This window comes from Pseudonocardia acidicola, from assembly GCF_012911935.1.
Lineage (GTDB): Bacteria > Actinomycetota > Actinomycetes > Mycobacteriales > Pseudonocardiaceae > Pseudonocardia > Pseudonocardia acidicola.
On the sequence record NZ_JAAXLA010000023.1, the window covers coordinates 59,759 to 79,753 of the forward strand.

Genomic DNA, 19,995 nt, shown 5'->3' on the forward strand with positions numbered 1-19,995 from the left:
CGGTGACTCGGCGGACTCGGCGTCGGCGACGACGCGGATCCTACGGTGTCCGAACCGGGCCCGGCCCCTCCCCTGGAGCAGGCCCGGCGGACCTGCGCAGGGTGCCCGCGGTACCGCTCGTAACCATCCCCGGCCGGGGTCGTTGATCCGCCCGGCCGACGCGGAGCGGACAAAGGACCTGGATGGGCAAGCACAGCAAGACCCGGCGGCCCCGGGTCCGGACGGCGTTCGCGGCCGGTCTGGTGGGCGCCGGCACCCTCGGCTCGGCGGGTGTCGGGCACGCGGAGAGCGCGCCGGCGCCGGCCGGGGCCGCGCCCGTCGCGGGCACCCCGTGTACCGCGGCGGCACGCGCCTGTGTGGACCTCGGGGCCAAGAAGGCGTGGCTGATCGGCGACGGCAAGGTCGTGCGCGGGCCGGTCCCGATGAGTTCCGGCGGGCCCGGCCACGAGACGCCGCGGGGCGACTTCCGGGTCGAGTGGAAGAACAAGAGCCACCGCAGCGCGGAGTTCAACGACGCGCCGATGCCGTTCGCGGTGTTCTTCGCGCCGGGGGGCATCGCATTCCACGAGGGCAACCTCTCGACGCCCTCGGCCGGCTGCGTTCGGCTCTCCACCGCGGACGCCAGTGCGTTCTACGATTTCCTGCAGGTCGACGACAGGGTCCAGGTCCGCTGATCGTTGTCGCGAGCCGGTTGCCGTCCACCCCGCCGTCGCCCCGCTCGTCGTTCGCTGCCGACCGGTCGTCTCAAGATCTGTGAGGGCGGGCATGGCCGGGGCGTCTGACGGGTTGATCGGGATCGAGCAACCGAAGGAGGCCACATGCCCACTCGCACCGCTCGCACGGCATGGAACGGGACCCTGGAGCAGGGGGCCGGGCAGGTCGAACTGAGCAGCAGCAAGGTCGGTACGTTCGACGTCAGCTTCCCCAAGCGGGCCGCTGACGACGCCGGCGGCTGGACGAGCCCGGAGGAGCTCATCGCCGCCGCGCACTCGTCCTGCTACGCGATGCAGCTCTCCGCGCTCATCGCGGAGGCGGGCGGCACGCCGGAGGCGCTCGACGTCACCGCGGCCGTCTCGCTGGGCCCGGACCCGAAGGGCGGGTTCGCCATCACCGGGATCAACATCACCGTGCGTGGCGAGGTCAACGGCCTCGACGCCGCGGGTTTCGAACAGGTCGCGGAGGCGGCCAAGGAGCAGTGCCCGGTCAGCAAGGCGCTGGCCGGTACGACGATCACGCTCGACGCTGCGCTGGAGTGAGTTCCACCCGTGCAGCGGGGGCGAGCGGTCGGGAGAGGAGTCGACGTGAGGTGCACCGGGAACGGCCGGCCTGAGCCGGAGCCGCAGCCCTCGGGCGGGCGCTGACCCAGCCGCGGCCGGGGAGGCATCCCCGTTCCGCATCGACGACCACGGGGTGATTCCACCGTTGCGGTGGGTCACCCCGTCGTCATGTCGGGACGTGTGGCCGAACCTGATATCGAGCACGCGCTCCGCCGCCAGGATTCGAACCTGGACCATCGGAACCAAAATCCGAGGTGCTGCCGTTACACCACGGCGGACAGGCCCCCATCCTGACATGCCGGTCATGCGGGTCCTGCATCCACCGCCGTCCGGGTATCCCTGTCGGCGTGATTAACGTGCGGGGTCCACGACCGGAAATGTCCGGATGCGGCGCTGCGCGTTGCGCATCGGCTCGATTACTCTCCGGGAGGTGCGGTCACGTCGAGCGCACCCTGCACCGAGTGCTCCCGACCCAGAGGTGACCCCGCATGCCCACTGAGGCCGCTGCAGTCGACAACCCTACGACCCCTCGCGGTGCCGACGGCGCGGCCGCGCCCGCAGGTGCGAAACCGCTGCTCGGACTGAACCGAACGAACTGGCAGCAGGGCCTCGTCTGGGCTTTCGTGATCGTGCCGATGCTCGCGCTGGTCGCGTCGGTGCCCGCGGTCTGGGGATGGGGCCTGGGCTGGCACGACGTCGTGATCGCGGCGACGTTCTACGTGATCGGCATCCTGGGTGTGACTGTTGGTTACCACCGGCATTTCACGCACAAGTCGTTCAAGGCCCGGCCGTGGCTGCGCGTGGCGCTCGCGATCAGCGGGTCGCTGGCGATTCAGGGCTCGGTGCTCGCCTGGGTGGCCGATCATCGGCGCCACCACGCGTTCTCCGACAAGGAGGGCGACCCGCATTCGCCGTGGCGCTACGGCACCTCGCCGCTGGCGGTGGCGAAGGGATTCTTCTGGGCGCACATCGGGTGGCTGTTCGACCGCCGGAAGTCCAACTACGAGCGATTCATCCCCGACCTGCTGGCCGACCGGGCGGTGCGCCGGGTCAGCAAACTGTTCGGGCTCTGGGTCGCGATGAGCCTGGTGCTGCCCGCCGCACTCGGCGGGTTGATCACGTGGTCCTGGGCCGGCGCGCTGACCGGGTTCTTCTGGGGCGGACTGGTCCGTATGGGTGTACTGCACCACGTGACCTGGTCGATCAACTCGGTCTGCCACATGGTCGGCGAGCGCCCGTTCCGTTCCCGCGACAAGTCCCGCAACTTCTGGCCGCTGGCGATCCTGTCCATGGGCGAGTCCTGGCACAACCTGCATCACGCGGACCCCACCTGTGCCCGGCACGGCGTGCTGCGCGGGCAGATCGACATCTCGGCGCGGGTGATCTGGCTGTTCGAGCGCTTCGGCTGGGCCCACGAGGTGCGCTGGCCGACGACCCGCAGGCTCGCCAAGATCAGCAATAGCTGATCCCGCCGGAAATGCACGAAATGACCGGTTGAAGCCATCCGAGTGGCACTCTTCGACCCATTTGGGCCGCCCGAATGGCGTGAGGTGCGCAAACGAGGCAAGTGGTGCCTTCGGCGCGGGTGGGTGACCCACCCCCGGGTGAGCGCTGCGCCGTTCGTGGAACACTGACCGCCGTGTTCACCCCTGATCTCGGACTGCCCCGCGACGCGTCGGTGAGGTCATCGTGACGGCGGCCGACAGCGCGACACAGGCGCTCGACGCCTCGTCGGTGGGCGACCCCCTGCTGACCTGCCGGCTCTGTGGATCCGCAGAGCTGCGCAGCTTCCTCGATCTCGGCGCCACCCCGCCCTGCGAGCTCTTCCTCCCGGCCGCGGCGCTGGAGCAGCCGGAGACGACATACCCGCTGCACGTGCGGGTGTGCGACCGGTGCCTGCTCGCGCAGTTGCCGCCGTTGATCACCCCCGAGGAGACGTTCACCGAGTACGCCTACTTCTCCTCGTTCTCCACGTCCTGGGTGCAGCACGCGGAGCGGTTCGTCGCGGGCGCGGTGGAGCGGCTCGGACTGGGGCCGGACTCGTTCGTCGTCGAGGTCGCCAGTAACGACGGCTATCTGCTGCAGCACGTGGTCGGCCGCGGAATCCGTTGCCTGGGTATCGAGCCGTCGGTGAACGTCGGTGAGGCCGCGCGTGAGAAGGGCGTCCCGACGCTCACCGCGTTCCTCACCCCGGAGACCGGTGCGCAGGTGCGCGCCGAGCACGGGCCCGCCGACCTGGTCGCGCTGAACAACGTCTACGCGCACATCCCTGACGTGATCGGCTTCACCAAGGGCCTGCGGTCCATGGTCGCCGACGACGGCTGGGTGTCGATCGAGGTGCAGCACCTGCTCACGCTGGTCGAGCGCACCCAGTTCGACACGATCTACCACGAGCATTTCCAGTACTACACGGTGCTCACCGCGCAGCGCGCGCTCGCCTCCGGTGGGCTGGCCCTGGTCGACGTCGAACTGCTCGACACCCACGGCGGGTCGATCCGGCTGTGGGCGCGCCCGGCCGAGATCGCCGCGGAGCCCTCGCAGGCGGTCCGCGACGTGCTCGCGGCCGAGGAGGCCGCCGGGCTGCACACCGCCGAGGGCCACGACGGGTTCGCCGCCGCCGTCTCCCGGGTTCGCGACGACCTGGTGAGCTTCCTGATCGATGCGCGCCGCGAGGGCAAGAAGGTGGTCGGCTACGGCGCGCCGGGCAAGGGCAACACGCTGCTGAACTACTGCGGCATCCGGCCCGATCTGCTCGCGTACACCGTCGACCGCAACCCCTACAAGCACGGCCGCTACACCCCTGGTACGCGCGTCCCCGTGCTGGCCCCCGTGCAGATCGCCGAGGACCGCCCGGACTACGTGCTGATCCTGCCCTGGAACCTGCGCACCGAGCTCACCGAGCAGCTCGCCTACGTGCGCGAGTGGGGTGGGCGGCTGGTCTTCCCGATCCCGACGCTCGAGGTGGTCTGACGCTGTGAAGGTCGTCCTGTTCTGCGGCGGCTACGGCATGCGGATGCGCGACGGCGTGTCCGACCTGCCCAAGCCCATGCACCCGGTCGGTCCGCGCCCGCTGATCTGGCACGTGATGCGCTACTACGCGCACTTCGGGCACAAGGACTTCGTGCTGTGTCTGGGTTACGGCGCGCACCACATCAAGGACTTCTTCCTCAACTACGACGAGACGGCGTCCAACGACTTCGTGCTGCGCGGCGGCGACGTGGAGCTGCTCGGCAGCGACATCCAGGACTGGACGATCACGTTCGTGCACACCGGGCTGGACTCGCCGATCGGCGAGCGGCTGCGCCGGGTGCGGGCACTGGTGGAGGGCGAGGAGATGTTCCTGGCCAACTACGCCGACGTGCTCACCGACATGCCGCTCAACGACATGATCGAGCAGTTCCGGGGCACCGATTCGGTCGGCGCGCTGCTCGCGGTGCCGCCGCAGTCGGCGTTCCACTGCGTCGACGTCGGGGACGGCGACAAGATCGCCTCGATCACCACGCTGCAGGAGATGCCGCTGTGGGAGAACGGCGGCTACTTCGTGTTGCGGCCGGAGATCTTCGAGTACCTCCCGGAGAACGGCGACCTGATCGCCGACGCCTGCGCCCCGCTCGCGAAGGAGGGCCGGATGATGGCCTACCGGCACCGCGGCTTCTGGCAGCCGGCCGACACCGTCAAGGAGCGCACCGCGCTGGAGGCGGCCTACCAGGGCGGCACCCGGCCGTGGATGCTCTGGGAGGCCCCCGACCGGGACCCGCTGCAGGCCGCGATCGCGGCGCTCAACCAGGCTCACCTCGAGCGATAGGCGTGCGATAACGATGCTGAGCCTCCTGCCCGAGCGGCTGGACCGGATGCTGCTGCTCGGCGCGCACTGTGACGACATCGCGATCGGGGCGGGCGGCTCGCTGCTCGAACTGTGCCGTTCGCACCCCGGCGTCCGGGTCTCGGCGCTGGTCCTGACCGGCGGCGGGTCGCTGCGTGAGGAGGAGGAACGGGCCGCGCTGGCCGCGTTCTGCCCCGGCGCGCAGCTGGAGATCGCCGTCCTCGACCTGCCCGACGGCCGGGTGCCGACCCGCTGGGAGCGGGCCAAGCAGGCCCTCGAGGACCTGCGCCAGCGCGGCGAGCCGGACCTGATCTTCGCGCCGTCCCCGCACGACGCCCACCAGGACCACCGGACGCTGGCCCGGATGGTGCCGACCGTGTTCCGCGACCACCTGACGCTGGGGTACGAGATCCTGAAGTGGGAGAGCGACCTCGTCCAGCCGCAGGTGTTCCTCCCGCTGGCCGAGCCCGTGCTGCGGGAGAAGATCGCGAAGCTGCACGAGCACTACGGCTCCCAGCGGGACCGCAGCTGGTTCGACGCCGAGGCCTTCGGCGGCCTGGCCCGCATCCGTGGTGTGCAGTGTCACGCTCGCTACGCCGAGGCTTTCCACGTGTCCAAGATGGTGCTCGGAGTGGCACCGCTGACCGGGCTCGACCCGGTCGACTGACGATCAGAGGGGGACTTCTCTCGTGCGTGTTCTGCTGACCGGCCACCAGGGTTACCTGGGTACCGTGATGGCGCCGATCCTGACCGCCGCCGGGCACGACGTGGTGGGTCTGGACAGCGGGCTGTTCGCCGACTGCGTGCTGGGCTCGCTCGACGCGCCGGACGTGCCCGGCCTGGCCGTCGACCTGCGCGACGTCACCGTCGAGCAGCTGACGGGCTTCGACGCCGTCGTGCACATGGCGGCGCTGTCGAACGACCCGCTGGGTTCGCTGGCCCCCGAGATCACCTACGACATCAACCACCACGCGTCGACGCGGCTGGCCAGGCTGGCCAAGGAGGCCGGGGTCAAGCGCTTCGCGTACGCGTCCACCTGCTCGGTCTACGGTGCCCAGTCCGGTGACGACCTGGTCGACGAGGATGCCCCGCTCAAGCCGGTGACCCCGTACGCGATCTCCAAGGTGCGTGTGGAGGACGACCTCGCCGAGCTGGCCGACTCCGGCTTCGTGCCGGTCTCGCTGCGCAACGCCACCGCGTTCGGGTTCTCGCCGCGGCTGCGCGCCGACATCGTGCTCAACAACCTGGTCGGGCACGCGATCCTCACCGGCGTCGTCAAGGTGCTCTCCGACGGCACCCCGTGGCGCCCGCTGGCGCACGCCGAGGACATCGCCGGTGCCGTCGTGGCTGCGCTGGCCGCCCCCGCGGACGTCGTTCGAGGCAAGGCGTACAACGTCGGCACCGAGAAGAACAACCGGACCGTCGCCGAGATCGCGCAGGCCGTCGTCGAGGCGGTGCCGGGCTCCGAGTTGCTGATCACCGGCGAGGCGGGCAACGACCCCCGCTCCTACCGGGTGGACTTCTCCCGGGCCCGCAAGGAGCTCGACTTCGAGGCACAGTGGACGATCCCGGCCGGCGCCCGGCAGCTGGCCGACGAGTACCGCGCCCGCGGGCTCACCCAGGAGGCGTTCGACAAGCGCTTCACCCGCCTCGCGGTGCTGTCCGGGCGGCAGCAGGCGGGCACGCTCGACGGGTCGATGCGCGTCGTCGGCTGACGCCGATCGCCCCGGCGCCGGGCCGTCCCCGCTTCCGGGGGCGGCCCGGCGCCGTGTTCCGGGTCAGGCGCCGGAGAGCGCGCTGCTGAACTCGTCGGCCTGCAGCGGGGCGAGGTCGCAGACGCGCAGGAAGTCGCCCAGCGTGGTGCCGGTGGCGCCGCTGTCGACGTTGCGCGGGCCGCGCCCGGCCCGGACGTCCTCGATGTTGATCGTCCGCAGGTCGTAGGAGAACCGGGTGACGCCGGACAGGTTCGGGGCCGAGGCGTGCAGGTGGTTCGACGAGAACATCATGACGTCCCCGGAGCCGCCGGCGATCCGGATCTCCCCGCGGGAGTCGATCTCCTCCAGCGGCAGCGGGTGCGGCCGGTCGTCCTTGGTCGTCTTCTCGGCCGCGGCGTGCCGGTGCTTGGCGACCCACTCGTCGTAGTCGTAGGCGTTGGAACCGTTCCGCACGGGCTTGTCGAAATAGTCGGTGAACATGCTCATAACATTGTCCCCGACCACGGGAAACACCGGAACCCAGTAGTTCACCAGCTGCTGCGGGTGGCCGTACCACATATCGCGGTGCGCCTTGTAGTTGTAGCTCACGCCCGCGGAGAGATAGTTGTCCGCAGGAATAACCCGCAGTCGCGGGATGTCGAAGTAGGTGAGCTCGGGGTCGACGCCCAGCTCGACGGCGAACTGCTGGCACAGCTCCTTGGTGCGCTGGCCGTTGGTGAACTCGGACTTCAGCGGGCCGACCCGCTTCACGAATTCGTCGACGCTCATCTCGTACTGCGCCCGCTCCGGGTCCAGTCCGGAAAAAGCCTCGCTGATGAGGGACTTCGCGTGCTCCGCGAGGGCGTTGGCGCCGGCCAGTCCGGTGTACAGATAGAAGTTCCCGGCGAACAGCGATTCACGCCGATCGTCGTCCGCGATCTGTCGATTCAGGTAGAGCGTGATCAACGCCTGTTCCTCGTCTCTGTCCGCTTATTCGGCCCTGCGGCGAGGCTACCTGATGAGAGCTGGGCGGTTTCCTACGAACGAGAATAGTAGCTTCTGCGCTGCCTACTAGGAATGATAGTAGCTACTAATCGACTTAGTAGAATGAGTCGGTCAGACCGGGGTGATCCGGAGCAGAACGTCCCCGGAGCCGTTCGAGCTGGTGACGAACAACGCGCCGTCGGGTCCGGTGCGCACCGCGCGCAGCCGACCGAAGGTGCCGTCCAGTTCAATGGGCACACCGACCGACGCGACCGCGCCGTCCCGGCCCAGCGTCATGATCAGGAGTTTGCTGCCGCGCAGCGCCGCGACCGCCAGTGCGCCGTCCAGCGCGCCCCACTGCGGCCCGTCGATGAATGCCGCGCCCGCGATCGCCTCCACCGGGCGACCGGAGCTCCACATCGCCGGGACGGCGTCCGGGAAGCGGGCCAGGTCGGTCATCGGCACCGACTCGTCGTAGCCGCCCACCGTGCCGCCCTGCGACGGGTCCCAGCCGTAGTTCCCGCCGGCCCGCAGCCGGTTCACCTCGTCGTCGGTGCCCGGGCCGTGCTCGGCGGTGTAGACCTCGCCGGTGCCGGGCCGGACGGCGACGCCCTGCACGTTGCGGTGCCCGTAGGTCCAGATCAGCCGCTGGGCCGCGGCGGCGGCGTCGGCGAACGGGTTGCCCGCCGCCGGGCCGCCCGTCGCCAGGTCCACCCGCAACACCTTGCCGCCCATCGAGGTGAGGTCCTGGGGGACGGTGCTGCGGGCGGTGTCGCCGGTGCCCACGAGCAGCGCGCCGTCGGCGGCCAGTGTGGGCCGGCAGCCGGAGTGGCGGCCCGAGGGGCTCACCGGCAGCCCGCCGACCAGCGGGTCGGCGACCCGGGCCGCGGACCGGCCGTCGACCGCGAGCTGCCAGGTGATCAGCCGGACGTCCCCGCCGCCCCCGGTGTGCGTCTGGCAGGTGGTGAAGCGCCGGCTCTGCGCGAAGTCGGGGTGCACGACGAGTCCCATCAGCCCGCCCTCGCCGCGGACCAGCACGTCGCCGAAGTCGGCCGCGACCGGCGTGACGATGGCTCCGGGGGCTGTCCCGGAGACCAGGGCGAGCCGGCCGCCGCGCTCGCTGACCAGTACCTGGCCGTCGGGCAGGAGCCCCAGGTCCCAGGGGTGGGCGAGGCCGGCGGCGACGGTGCTCACGCGCAACTGCGGGGTGCCGGTCCGGGTGGGCGCCGACGCGGCCCCCTGGGCGGCGGGGGCGGCCCCGGCGGCACCGTCTGCGACCGATCCGGCATCGGCCGAGCACCCGGCCAGCGCCAGCGCGATCGACGCCGGGATCCAGACGAACCGGCGTGCCCGCGATCGCAGCATGGTCCGCATTCTCCCCGATACGACCGCGAAGACGCAGTATGTCCGGTCAGGCCCGGACCCGCGTCGCGACGGCCGGATGTCCGACCGGCCTTATACCGTCTGGCCCATGCCCCGCAGTTACCTCCGCTTCCCTCACCTGCACGGCGACACCGCGGTCTTCGTGGCCGAGGACGACGTCTGGTCGGCGCCGCTGTCCGGCGGGCGGGCCTACCGGCTGACCGCCGACGGTGTGCCCGCCGCCAACCCGCGACTGTCCCCGGATGGAGCCCAGGTGGCGTGGACGTCATGGCGGGAGGGCGTGCCCGAGGTGTTCGTGGCCGAGGCCGAGGGCGGCGGTGCGCGCCGGCTGACCTACTGGGGCGACCCGCGGACACGGACGGTCGGCTGGACCCCCGGCGGCGACGCCCTCGCCGTGACCGCGGCGGGGCAGGCGTCGGCCCGGCGAAGCTGGGCGCACGCGATCCCGGCCGCGTCCGGGGCGCCGCGCCGGCTGGACTACGGGCCGGTCTCGGACCTGGCACTGCCGGTCGACGGTGGCCCGGCGGTGCTCCTGGGCACGACGATGTCGCGGGACATGGCCTGGTGGAAGCGTTACCGCGGGGGCACCGCAGGCAAGCTGTGGTGGGACCCGGCCGGATCGGGGCGGTTCAGCCGGCTCGCGGCCGAGCTGAACGGGCAGCTCGACTCGCCGATGATCGTCGGCGCCGGGGACGCGGCCCGCATCGCGTTCCTGTCCGATCACGAGGGCTGGGGCAATCTCTACTCGCTCCCCTTCGACGGCGACCTCGCCGGGCTGCGCCGGCACACCGATCACGGGGGAGCGGGCGCGCCCGCGTTCTACGCCCGGCACGCCACCACCGACGGCACCCGGGTGATCTACGAGTCCGCCGGTGAGCTGTGGCTGCTGGAGAACCTGTCCGACGACGCGCAGCCGCGCCGGCTCGACATCCGCCTCGGCGGGCCGCGCACCGCCCGCGAGCCGTTCCGGGTCGACGCCGCGCGCTGGCTGACCCGCGCCGTTCCGGACCGCAGCGGCCGGACCAGCATCGCCCAGGTCCGGGGCACGGTGCATCGGCTCACCCATCGGGACGGCCCGGCCCGCACGCTGCTCGCCGAGCCCGGCGTCCGGGCCCGGCTGGCCCAGCCGCTGGGTGAGGACCGCGCGGTCTGGATCGACGACGCCGCGGGCGAGGACGCCGTGTGCATCGCCCCGATCGACTCCCGGGCCGATGGGGCGCCGGGACCCGCCCGCCACGGCGCCGGTGAGATCGGCCGGGTGCTCGAGCTGGTCGCCGCGCCCGACGGCACGACCGCCGCGCTGGCCACGCACGACGGCCGGCTGCTGGTCCTCGACACCGCCACGGGCGCGCTGCGCGAGCTCGCACGCGGGGCGGCCGGTGAGATGTCCGGGCTGAACTACTCCCCGGACAGCGCCTGGCTGGCCTACGCCGACCCGGCCGAGGCCGGCCTGAGCCGCATCATGATCGCCCGGCTGGCCGACGAGACCCTGGTCGAGGTGACCGCGCCCCGGTTCGTCGACCAGCACCCGGTGTTCACCGCCGACGGCAAGTACCTGGCGTTCCTGTCGCTGCGCAGCTTCGACCCGATCTACGACCAGCACTCGTTCGACCTCACCTTCCCGGCGTCGTGGCGGCCGTTCCTGGTGCCACTGGCCGCGCGAACGCCGTCGCCGTTCGGGGCCAGCCCGGACGGGCGGCCGACCTCCGCCGCCGACGAGGGCCCGGAGGACCTGCCCGCCGTGGACGGCGACGCGGCGACCGCCGAGGGCGGCGACGGCGACGTGACGGAAGCCAAGGACGCCAAGGACGCCAAGGGGGCCGAGGACAAGAAGAAGGAGGCGCCGCCGGAGGTGGTCGTCGACGTCGACGGGCTGGCGGCCCGGGTCGTCGCGGTCCCCGTCGCAGAGGGCCGGCTGAGCGGGCTCGGGGCGGCCAAGGACTGCCTGCTGTGGTTCCGCTCGCCGGTCGCCGGGATCCTCGGCGAGGGCCGGGCGATCACCGGGGACAGGGGGCCGCGGCCGGTGCTGGAGCGCTACGACCTGGTGCGCCGCAAGCTGGACGTGATCGCCGATCCGGTCAGCGCCTACGAGGTCAGCGGCGACGGGACCCGGCTGGTGGTCCGGGACGGCTCGACGCTGCGGGTACTGCGCACCGACCGGGCCGGCTCCGGCGCCCCCGGCGAGAACGACGCCGACGAGTTCGAGATCGACACCCGCCGGATCACCGTGACGGTGGACCCGACGGCCGAGTGGCGGCAGATGTTCGACGAGGCCGGCCGGTTGATGCGCGACCACTTCTGGGTCGAGGACATGGCCGATGTGGACTGGGCCGGCGAGCTGGACCGCTACCGGCCGCTGGTCGACGCGGTCGGCAGCCACGACGACCTGGTCGACCTGCTGTGGGAGTTGCAGGGCGAGCTCGGATCCTCGCACGCCTACGTGATCGGCGGCGGTGACGGTGGCGACCCGTCGGGGCGGCCCGGCCTGCTCGGCGCCGACCTCGAGCCCGACGGCGCGGGGCACTGGCGGGTGGCCCGGGTGCTGCCGCCGGAGACGTCCGCGGCCCGGGCCCGCAGCCCGCTGGCCGGGCCGGGCGTCGACGTCCGGGAGGGCGACCTGATCCTGGAGGTCGCCGGGAAGCCGGTCGACCCCGACCTCGGGCCCGCGCCGCTGCTGGTGGGCACCGCCGAGCAGTTGGTCGAGCTGACGGTGCAGACCGGCCCCGGCCGCGACGGCGGTGAGGTCCGGCGGATCGTCGTGCGGCCGCTGGCCGACGACCTCGCGCTGCGCTACCAGGACTGGGTGGCCGGTCGGCGCGCGTTCGTCGCCGAGCGTTCCGGCGGGCGGCTGGGCTACCTGCACGTGCCCGACATGGTGGCCAGCGGCTGGGCGCAGCTGCACCGTGACCTGGGCCGCGAGACCCGCCGCGACGGTCTGATCGTCGACGTGCGCGGCAACAGCGGCGGGCACACCTCGCAGCTGGTGATCGAGAAGCTGGCCCGCAAGGTGATCGGCTGGGACGTCGTGCGGCACCGGCAGCCGGAGACCTACCCCGCCGACGCGCCGCGCGGGCCGGTGGTCGCGCTGGCCGACGAGCACTCCGGCTCCGACGGCGACATCGTCACCGCCGCGTTCAGGCGGATGAAGATCGGCCCGGTGGTCGGGGTCCGCACCTGGGGCGGCGTGATCGGGATCGACAGCCGCTACGGCCTCGTCGACGGCACCCGGGTGACCCAGCCGCGCTACTCGTTCTGGTTCGACGACGTGGCGTGGGAGGTGGAGAACCACGGTGTCGAACCCGACGTCGAGGTCGTGATCACTCCGCAGGACTGGGTGGCCGGCCGCGACCCGCAGCTGGAGAAGGCGATCGAGCTGGCGCTGGCGGCGCTGCGGGAGCGCCCCGCGGTGCGTCCGCCGGATCCGGCGACGCGCCCGTCGCGGCGCCGCCCGGAGCTGCCGCCGCGGCCGTAGTCGCGCCCGGGGCGCGGCCGCGGGGTCGCGCCCCGGGCCGGGCGGCTACCGGGACGGGCCGTGGCGCGGCGTCACCGGTCCGGCCGCAGCCGGTCCAGTACCCGCTCCAGGTCGCGCACGTCGCGGTCGGTGAGCCGGGAGAACACGTGCTCGTCGAGGCCGCGGACGTGCACGGCGCAGGCCCGGCCGAGCGCGGCGCGGCCCTGCTCGGTGATCGTGACAAGCTGGGAGCGGCGGTCCGCGGGGGAGGGGCGGCGCTCCACGAGTCCGGCCGTGCTGAGCCGGTCGACCAGCCGGGTGACGCCGCCGCTGGTGAGCGCGATCTGCCGGGAGAGCTCGCCGGAGGACAGCTCGCCGTCGGGCGAGCGGGCCAACCGCAGCAGCGCCTCGAACCAGCTCAACGGCAGGTCGGCGTCGGCCTCGAGCTCGCGGCCCAGCAGCCGTTCCAGTCGGGCGTGCACCTCGACCAGCCGCCCGAAGGCGGTGATGCGCTCGTCGTCGATGAGCGGGTCCTCCGCCGTCATGCCCGCCACACTACTTGACCTGGAAGTGTCTGCGCGCGCAATATCTGATTAGTCAGATAATGCTGCGTCAGGGAGTTGACCATGTCCGTCCGCGCCGTACGCCTCAACCACGCCGTGCTCTTCGTGTCCGACCTGGAGCGGGCGGTCGCCTTCTACACCGGCACCTTCGACATGACCGTGGCCGCGCGAGAGCCCCGGGCGAACGCCGCGTTCCTGCGGCTGGACCGCTCGGGCAACCACCACGACCTCGGCCTCTTCGGCATCGGTGCCGGCGCCGCCCCCAAGCGGCCGGGCGGGATCGGGCTCTACCACCTCGCCTGGCAGGTGGACACCATCGATGAGCTGGCCGAAGCCATGCGGTCGCTCGCCGAGGCCGGTGCGCTGACAGGCGCCTCCAGCCACGGCGCCACCAAGAGCCTCTACGGGGCCGACCCGGACGGCAACGAGTTCGAGATCATGTGGATGCTGCCGCGCGCGGCGTGGGGCGAGTACGAGAATTCCGCGCCGGTCGAGCCGCTGGACCTGCCGGCCGAGCTGCGGCGCTGGTCCGGCGTGCGCACCGTCGCCGAGGTCGCGGCCACGCAGGCCGGTGGGACGGCGGCGCAGTGAGCGCCCCGTTCGCCGCACCGTCCGTGACCTGGCGCGGTTCGGACGACCCGGACGCGCCGCTCGTCGTCCTGTTGCACGGGCGCGGCTCGAACGAGAACGACATCATCGCGCTGGCCGAACACCTGCCCACCGGCCGGCCGACCGCGTTCGCGGCCGTGCGCGCCCCGATCGGCGAGGGCGGCGGGTACGCCTGGTTCGCCAACCGGGGCATCGGGCGCCCCGTCGCGGAGTCGCTCGCCGAGACGATGGCGTGGTTCCGTCGTTGGCTCGACGAGGTCGCGCCGCCCGGGCGGCCCGTGGTGCTCATCGGGTTCAGCGGGGGTGCCGCGTTCGCCGGCGGCCTGATCCTGGGCGGGCCGGCCCGCTTCGCCGGTGCCGCGGTCCTCTACGGCACCCTGCCGTTCGACGCCGGTGTGCCGCTCACCCCGGCGCGGCTCGCCGGGCTGCCCGTCTTCGTGGCCCAGGGCGAGCAGGACACCGTGATCCCGCGTGAGCTGCTCGACCGGACCTGGAGCTGGCTGCTGGGTGAGTCCGGGGCGCCCGCGCTCGCCGGGCGCTACCCGGGTGGGCACGGGCCGGCTGCCGCCGCTGTCGGCGACCTCGCGCAGTGGCTGCGGGAGCGGCTGGACCACCTGGCCGCGCACGGACCGGCACCGGTCGGGCCGGTGGCACAGGTCCAGTGGCCGACGCTGCCAGGGGGCGTGCTGCCCCCGCGGCGCGGGCCCCGGCCGGACGTCAGTTCGACCATCCCGCAGGAGCAGCGGGGTCAGAACGCCCCCGCGGCGCTGCAGGAGCGGTTGTTCGGCCGGCTCGCCGCGCTCGACGGCGTGACGAGCCGCCAGTCCGCGATCTCGGTGCCGGGCGCGCGCGGGTTCATGCTCGCGGACTCCGGCACTCCGAACGGGCCGGTCGACGCCTTCCTCGTGCCCGCGGCCCGGGAATTCGCACACCTGCACCCGGAGCACGACGGGTCGCTGCACCTGGCGCTGCCGCCGGCCCTCGCGGCCGACGTCGTCGCGCAGGGCTGGGGCGTCGCGCACCCGCTGGCCGGTGTCCGGCTCACCCCGGGCATGGTGATGCTCTTCGGCCCCCGCGACGACGCGGAGCTGGACACGGTGGCCGGCGTCGTCGCCGCGTCCCACGCCTGGGCGCACGGCTGAGCCCGGGACCGGGGGTCAGCTCGGGATGAAGACCTTGATCCCCTCGGCGCCCTCGGTGTCGTAGGGGGCGACCTCGCCCTCGGTGAACTCGGCCCCGTCGGTCAGCCGGCGGAAGTCCCGCAACGCGGTGCCGGTGCAGGCCACGTCCGCGCGCGGTGCGCCCACCCCGCTGTGCACGTCGGCGACGTCCACGGTGCGGAAGTCGATGCTGTAGCGCGTGCGCCCGCTCGTGTTCGGGATGCTCGCGTGCAGCTGGTCGCCGGAGAACAGCATGATGCCGCCCACCGGCGGCACCAGGGTCAGCCGCGGCTCGTCCGGGCCGAGCGGCTCGACCGGCGCCGGGTGCACCCGGACGTCCTTGCCCCCGCTGAAGTCCTTGATCCGGCCGCGCCAGGCGTTGGCGACGTAGTAGTTGTACTCCGCCGAATTGTTCTCCACGCAATTGCCGAATCCGCGCGGGAAGAACTCCATGACATTGTCGGCCGCGGCCGGCCACACCGGCATCCACCAGTTGATCTGCTGCGGCGGGGCGCCGTACCAGGTGTCGCGGTGCGCCTGGAACGCATAGGCGATGCCGGTGCTCAGCCCACCCTGTGGGAACGCGGTGCGCAGTTTGGGGACGTCGGCGTGTACCTGCGCGGGATCGGCGCCCAGCGCGGCAACGATGCGCCGCACGTGCCCGATCGACTCCGGGTGGTGGATGAACTGCGGCTTGAAGTCGATCAGGGTGTCGGCCAGTTCGTCCGGCGTGTGCACGTCGTGGATCCCGGTGGGCTCGTGCGGCGCGAAGACGTCGGTGATCAGCCCGCGGGTGAAGGCCGCGAAATCGGCGACCTCGGGAACATTCGAGTAGACGACGATGTCGCCGGCGTAGACGCGCCGGCGCCGTTCCGCGTCGTCGAAAGACGGGTCGATATGGACATTGACCATGGTGTCCCCCGCAGTTCTGCCGCATCGCGATGACGGCCATCGCCGATGATGAGCCCTTGTCCCCGACAACGACGGCCCGGCGGCTGCCGTTACGCTGCGCGCGTCGGGTTGCCGGCGCCCGGCGGCACATCGGCCGTCCGGCGTATTCTGGGGTCAGGTACCCCCGACGGGCCGAGGTCCCGGGCCGGGGTCTGTCCGCATGCGTTGTCTTATCGAGGGATGCCCTGACGTGGCCACTCGCCCGCCCACCCTGTCCGGTCTGCTCGGCTCCACCCTGTCCGATCCCGGCCTCCGCGCCGTCACCGAGGCGGCCGGTTCGCCGGCCGGCCGGGCCGAGGTCCCGTCCGTCCGCGTCGAGGGCCCGGCCGCGCTGCGGCCCTTCCTCGCGGCGGCGCTGGCCGCACCCGAGGCGGCCGGCGGGGCCGGGCGCACCGTCCTCGCCGTCACCGCGACCGACCGCGAGGCCGAGGACCTCGGTTCCGCGGCCGCCGACCTGCTCGGAGGCGGCGACAACGGAGCGGTCGTCGTGCTGCCCTCCTGGGAGACGCTGCCGCACGAGCGGCTGTCGCCGCGGCCGGACACCGTCGGCCGACGGCTGACGATCCTCCGCAGGCTGAGCGAGCAGGACAGCGGCCTGCGGGTCGTCGTCGCGGCGGCGCGCAGCCTCATCCAGCCGATCGCGCCGGGCCTGGGTTCGCTCGACCCCATCCGGCTGCGCGTCGGCGAGGAGCACGACTTCGACCAGGTGCTGGTGCGCCTGGTCGAGCTGGCCTACACCCGCGTCGAGATGGTCACCGCGCGCGGTGAGTTCGCGGTTCGCGGCGGCATCGTCGACGTCTTCCCGCCCACCGCCGACCACCCGGTGCGCATCGAGTTCTGGGGCGACGAGGTCAGCGAGATCCGCTCGTTCGCGGTCGCCGACCAACGCTCGGTCGAGCCCGCCGAGGAGGTTGTCGCCCCGGCCTGCCGGGAGCTGCTGCTCACCGAGCCGGTGCGCAACCGCGCCGCCGAGCTCGCCCGCGAGCACGAGAACAACCCGCAGCTGCGGGAGCTGCTGCAGCACCTCGCCGAGGGCATCCCGGCCGAGGGCATGGAGTCGTTGATCCCGGCCCTGGTCGGGTCGGAGCTGGAGCTGCTCACCGATCTGCTGCCGGCCGGCAGCGTGGTGCTGCTCGCCGACCCCGAGCGGATCCGCACCCGCTCCCACGACCTCGTCCGCACCGGGCAGGAGTTCCTCGAGGCGTCCTGGCTGGCCGCCGGCACCGGTGGGCAGGCACCCATCGACGTCGGCGCCTCCGCCTACCGCGACCTCGGCGACGTGCTGGCTCACGCCGCGGCGAGCGGCCGGCCCGTCATCAGCCTCAGCCCGTTGATCAGCGGTGACGGTGACGCGATCGTCCCGGCGGTCCACGAGATCGAGTCCTACCGCGGCGACACCGACCGGGCCCTGGTCGATCTGCGCGCGCACACCGCTGCGGGCGGCGCCGCCGTGCTGATCGTCGCCGGGCAGGGCACCGCGCAGCGTTCGCTGGAGCAGCTGCGCGAGGCAGACGTCGCGACCACGTTCGTCGAGGAGCTCACCGACGAACCCGAGAAGGGCCTGGTCACCGTCACCTGCGGCCGGGTCGCGGACGGGTTCACCGCCACGGACATCGGGCTGGTCGTCCTGAGCGAGGCCGACCTGACCGGCAGCCGGGCGGGCATGGACGGGGCCGCCCGCAAGATGCCGGCCCGGCGGCGCAACGCCGTCGACCTTGCCGTGCTCCAGCCCGGTGACTTCGTCGTGCACAACCAGCACGGCATCGGCAAGTTCATCGAGATGCGGGAGCGGACCGTCCAGGGCGCGACGCGCGAGTACCTGGTGCTCGAGTACGCGTCGAGCAAGCGGGGCCAGCCGGCTGACCGGCTGTTCGTCCCGACCGACGCGCTCGACGAGGTCAGCCGCTACGTCGGCGGTGAGATGCCCACGCTGAACAAGCTGGGCGGCGCCGACTGGGCGAAGACCAAGGGCCGCGCCCGCAAGGCCGTCCGCGACATCGCCGCCGGGCTGGTGCAGCTCTACGCGGCGCGGCAGTCCGCCCCCGGGCATGCCTTCGGGCCGGACACGCCGTGGCAGCGCGAGCTCGAGGACGCCTTCCCCTACACCGAGACACCCGACCAGCTGGCCGCGATCGACGAGGTCAAGGCGGACATGGAACGCCCGGTGCCGATGGACCGGGTGGTCTCCGGAGACGTCGGGTTCGGCAAGACCGAGATCGCGGTGCGCGCCGCGTTCAAGGCGGTGCAGGACGGCAAGCAGGTCGCCGTGCTGGTGCCGACGACGCTGCTGGCCACCCAGCACCTGCAGACCTTCGCCGACCGGATGCGGGCGTTCCCGGTGACGGTGCGCGGGCTGTCCCGGTTCACCGACCCGGGCGAGGCCAAGGAGACGATCACCGGGCTCGCCGAGGGCACCGTCGACGTCGTCGTCGGCACCCACCGGCTGCTGCAGAACGGGGTGCGCTGGAAGGACCTCGGGCTGGTGATCGTCGACGAGGAGCAGCGCTTCGGCGTCGAGCACAAGGAGCACATCACGGCGCTGCGCACGCACGTCGACGTCCTCACGCTCTCCGCCACGCCGATCCCGCGGACGCTGGAGATGAGCCTCGCCGGGATCCGCGAGATGTCCACGATCGCGACCCCGCCGGAGGACCGGCACCCCACCCTCACCTACGTCGGCGCCCACGACGACAAGCAGGTCGCCGCGTCCATTCGTCGTGAGCTGCTGCGCGACGGCCAGGTGTTCTACGTGCACAACCGGGTGTCGACGATCGACAAGGCCGCGCGGAAGATCCAGGAGCTCGTCCCCGAGGCGCGGATCGCCGTCGCGCACGGGCAGATGAACGAGGACGTGCTCGAGCGCACCGTCAACGGGTTCTGGCACCGCGAGTTCGACGTGCTGGTCTGCACGACGATCGTCGAGAACGGGCTCGACATCTCCAACGCGAACACTCTGATCGTCGAGCGCAGCGACACCCTGGGCCTGTCCCAGCTGCACCAGCTGCGCGGCCGGGTCGGCCGCGGCCGGGAGCGCGGGTACGCGTACTTCCTGTTCCCGCCCGAGCACCCGCTCACCGAGACCGCGCACGACCGGCTCGCCACGATCGCCCAGCACTCCGAGCTGGGCTCGGGTGCCGCCGTCGCGATGAAGGACCTGGAGATCCGCGGCGCGGGCAACATCCTCGGTGCGGAGCAGTCCGGGCACATCGCGGGCGTCGGGTTCGACCTCTACATCCGGCTGGTCGGCGAGGCCGTCGCGGCGTTCCGCCAGCAGGCCGGGTCGACCGCCCCTCAGGAGGAGGCGCTGGCCGAGGTGCGGGTCGACCTGCCGGTCGACGCGCACGTGCCGCACGACTACGTGACCGGCGAGCGGCTGCGCCTCGAGGTGTATCGCAAGATCGCCGAGGCGGGTGACCAGGCGGCGCTGGACGCGATCGTCGAGGAGCTCACCGACCGCTACGGCGAGCCGCCCACGCCGGTGCGCAACCTGCTCGCCGTCGCCGCGTTCCGGCAGGCCTGCCGCCGGCTCGGCATCAACGAGGTCGCGGCGGCCGGGAACCTGATCCGGGTCGGGCCGGTCGACCTGCCGGACTCCGCGCAGATGCGGTTCAAGCGGCTGCACCCCAAGGGCACCTACAAGCCGGCCGCACGGCTGGTCACGGTGCCCAAGCCGGTGGAGGGCAACCGGATCGCCGGGGCGCCGCTGCGCGACGTCGCGCTGCTCGACTGGGTGACCCGGCTGCTGAACGACCTGGTGACGCCCGCGAAGGTGCCGGCCGCGGCGGCGGCCGGGGACTGAGCGTGTGCGCACCGCGCGAGGTCACGGTGAGTGCCCGGATGTGCGAGTGACATAACGGCCGCTCGCGACCGAACGACTCAGCTGCGGCGGGGCTGCTGGTCACCGAGACCGGCGTCCGCGACGTGCTGGCGTTCCTCGCCGCGTTCGTCGGGCTGACCGTGCTCCAACTGGTGATCCTGGACGACAATCCGGCCATCATCGACGGGGTGCGGGCGCCGACGTCGTGCTCTTCGACCTGCAGCTCGGTCCGGGCCCACCGGCTTTCCGGGAGCTGGCCCGGCTCGCGGCGGACGGCCGCCGA

At 72.5% G+C, this 19,995-nt stretch carries 15 protein-coding genes and 1 tRNA gene; 11 read left to right on the plus strand and 5 right to left on the minus strand.

The annotated features are described in order from the left end of the window. The first annotated feature begins 182 nt into the window (after window positions 1–182). Both HF526_RS14465 and HF526_RS14470 read left to right on the plus strand, forming a co-directional pair. Entirely contained in the window at window positions 183–674 is a 492-nt protein-coding gene (locus HF526_RS14465) for a L,D-transpeptidase (protein ID WP_169381943.1), read from the plus strand. Between the two features lie 144 nt (window positions 675–818). Beyond that, window positions 819–1,256: an OsmC family peroxiredoxin gene (locus HF526_RS14470; RefSeq protein WP_169381944.1), complete on the plus strand. Its 438-nt coding sequence runs from the start codon at window positions 819–821 to the stop codon at window positions 1,254–1,256. A 228-nt stretch (window positions 1,257–1,484) separates the two neighbouring features. On the opposite strand, the gene HF526_RS14475 is transcribed toward HF526_RS14470, so the two are convergent. Next, window positions 1,485–1,555: transfer RNA gene (locus HF526_RS14475), tRNA-Gln, on the minus strand. A 210-nt stretch (window positions 1,556–1,765) separates the two neighbouring features. Here HF526_RS14475 and HF526_RS14480 point away from each other — a divergent pair. The 5 genes from HF526_RS14480 to HF526_RS14500 all read left to right on the plus strand — a co-directional run bounded on the left by HF526_RS14480 (window position 1,766) and on the right by HF526_RS14500 (window position 6,815). Further along, window positions 1,766–2,743, plus strand: a complete 978-nt coding sequence (locus HF526_RS14480; protein WP_169381945.1) for an acyl-CoA desaturase — start codon at window positions 1,766–1,768, stop codon at window positions 2,741–2,743. Between the two features lie 280 nt (window positions 2,744–3,023). Then, a complete protein-coding gene (locus HF526_RS14485) occupies window positions 3,024–4,247 on the plus strand; it encodes a class I SAM-dependent methyltransferase (protein ID WP_169381968.1) in 1,224 nt (407 codons plus the stop codon). A 4-nt stretch (window positions 4,248–4,251) separates the two neighbouring features. Next, entirely contained in the window at window positions 4,252–5,082 is an 831-nt protein-coding gene (locus HF526_RS14490) for a sugar phosphate nucleotidyltransferase (protein ID WP_169381946.1), read from the plus strand. A 13-nt stretch (window positions 5,083–5,095) separates the two neighbouring features. Then, window positions 5,096–5,767, plus strand: coding sequence for a PIG-L deacetylase family protein (locus HF526_RS14495; protein WP_169381947.1), 672 nt, complete (start codon window positions 5,096–5,098; stop codon window positions 5,765–5,767). 22 nt (window positions 5,768–5,789) lie between these two features. Beyond that, entirely contained in the window at window positions 5,790–6,815 is a 1,026-nt protein-coding gene (locus HF526_RS14500; RefSeq protein ID WP_169381948.1) for an NAD-dependent epimerase/dehydratase family protein, read from the plus strand. A gap of 63 nt (window positions 6,816–6,878) precedes the next feature. Here HF526_RS14500 and HF526_RS14505 read toward each other — a convergent pair whose 3' ends face one another. Both HF526_RS14505 and HF526_RS14510 read right to left on the minus strand, forming a co-directional pair. Continuing rightward, on the minus strand, window positions 6,879–7,760 hold the full coding sequence (locus tag HF526_RS14505; protein ID WP_169381949.1) for a phytanoyl-CoA dioxygenase family protein: 882 nt from the start codon (window positions 7,758–7,760) through the stop codon (window positions 6,879–6,881). Between the two features lie 150 nt (window positions 7,761–7,910). After that, window positions 7,911–9,143 (minus strand): PQQ-dependent sugar dehydrogenase, encoded by a 1,233-nt coding sequence (locus tag HF526_RS14510; protein WP_169381950.1) that lies wholly within the window; start codon window positions 9,141–9,143, stop codon window positions 7,911–7,913. 106 nt (window positions 9,144–9,249) lie between these two features. Here HF526_RS14510 and HF526_RS14515 point away from each other — a divergent pair, with 106 nt between their 5' ends. Beyond that, window positions 9,250–12,633: a S41 family peptidase gene (locus tag HF526_RS14515; protein WP_169381951.1), complete on the plus strand. Its 3,384-nt coding sequence runs from the start codon at window positions 9,250–9,252 to the stop codon at window positions 12,631–12,633. 71 nt (window positions 12,634–12,704) lie between these two features. On the opposite strand, the gene HF526_RS14520 is transcribed toward HF526_RS14515, so the two are convergent. Beyond that, entirely contained in the window at window positions 12,705–13,157 is a 453-nt protein-coding gene (locus tag HF526_RS14520; protein WP_169381952.1) for a MarR family winged helix-turn-helix transcriptional regulator, read from the minus strand. Window positions 13,158–13,238: 81 nt separating this feature from the next. Between HF526_RS14520 and HF526_RS14525 the strand changes: the two genes are divergently transcribed. Then, window positions 13,239–13,766, plus strand: a complete 528-nt coding sequence (locus HF526_RS14525; RefSeq protein ID WP_169381953.1) for a VOC family protein — start codon at window positions 13,239–13,241, stop codon at window positions 13,764–13,766. Continuing rightward, window positions 13,763–14,926, plus strand: a complete 1,164-nt coding sequence (locus tag HF526_RS14530; RefSeq protein WP_169381954.1) for a luciferase domain-containing protein — start codon at window positions 13,763–13,765, stop codon at window positions 14,924–14,926. The genes HF526_RS14525 and HF526_RS14530 overlap by 4 nt, the downstream gene beginning before the upstream one ends. 15 nt (window positions 14,927–14,941) lie before the next feature. Here HF526_RS14530 and HF526_RS14535 read toward each other — a convergent pair whose 3' ends face one another. Then, entirely contained in the window at window positions 14,942–15,856 is a 915-nt protein-coding gene (locus HF526_RS14535) for a phytanoyl-CoA dioxygenase family protein (protein ID WP_169381955.1), read from the minus strand. Window positions 15,857–16,055: 199 nt separating this feature from the next. Between HF526_RS14535 and mfd the strand changes: the two genes are divergently transcribed. Next, window positions 16,056–19,694, plus strand: a complete 3,639-nt coding sequence (mfd, locus tag HF526_RS14540) for a transcription-repair coupling factor (protein WP_169381956.1) — start codon at window positions 16,056–16,058, stop codon at window positions 19,692–19,694. Window positions 19,695–19,995: the final 301 nt, after the last annotated feature.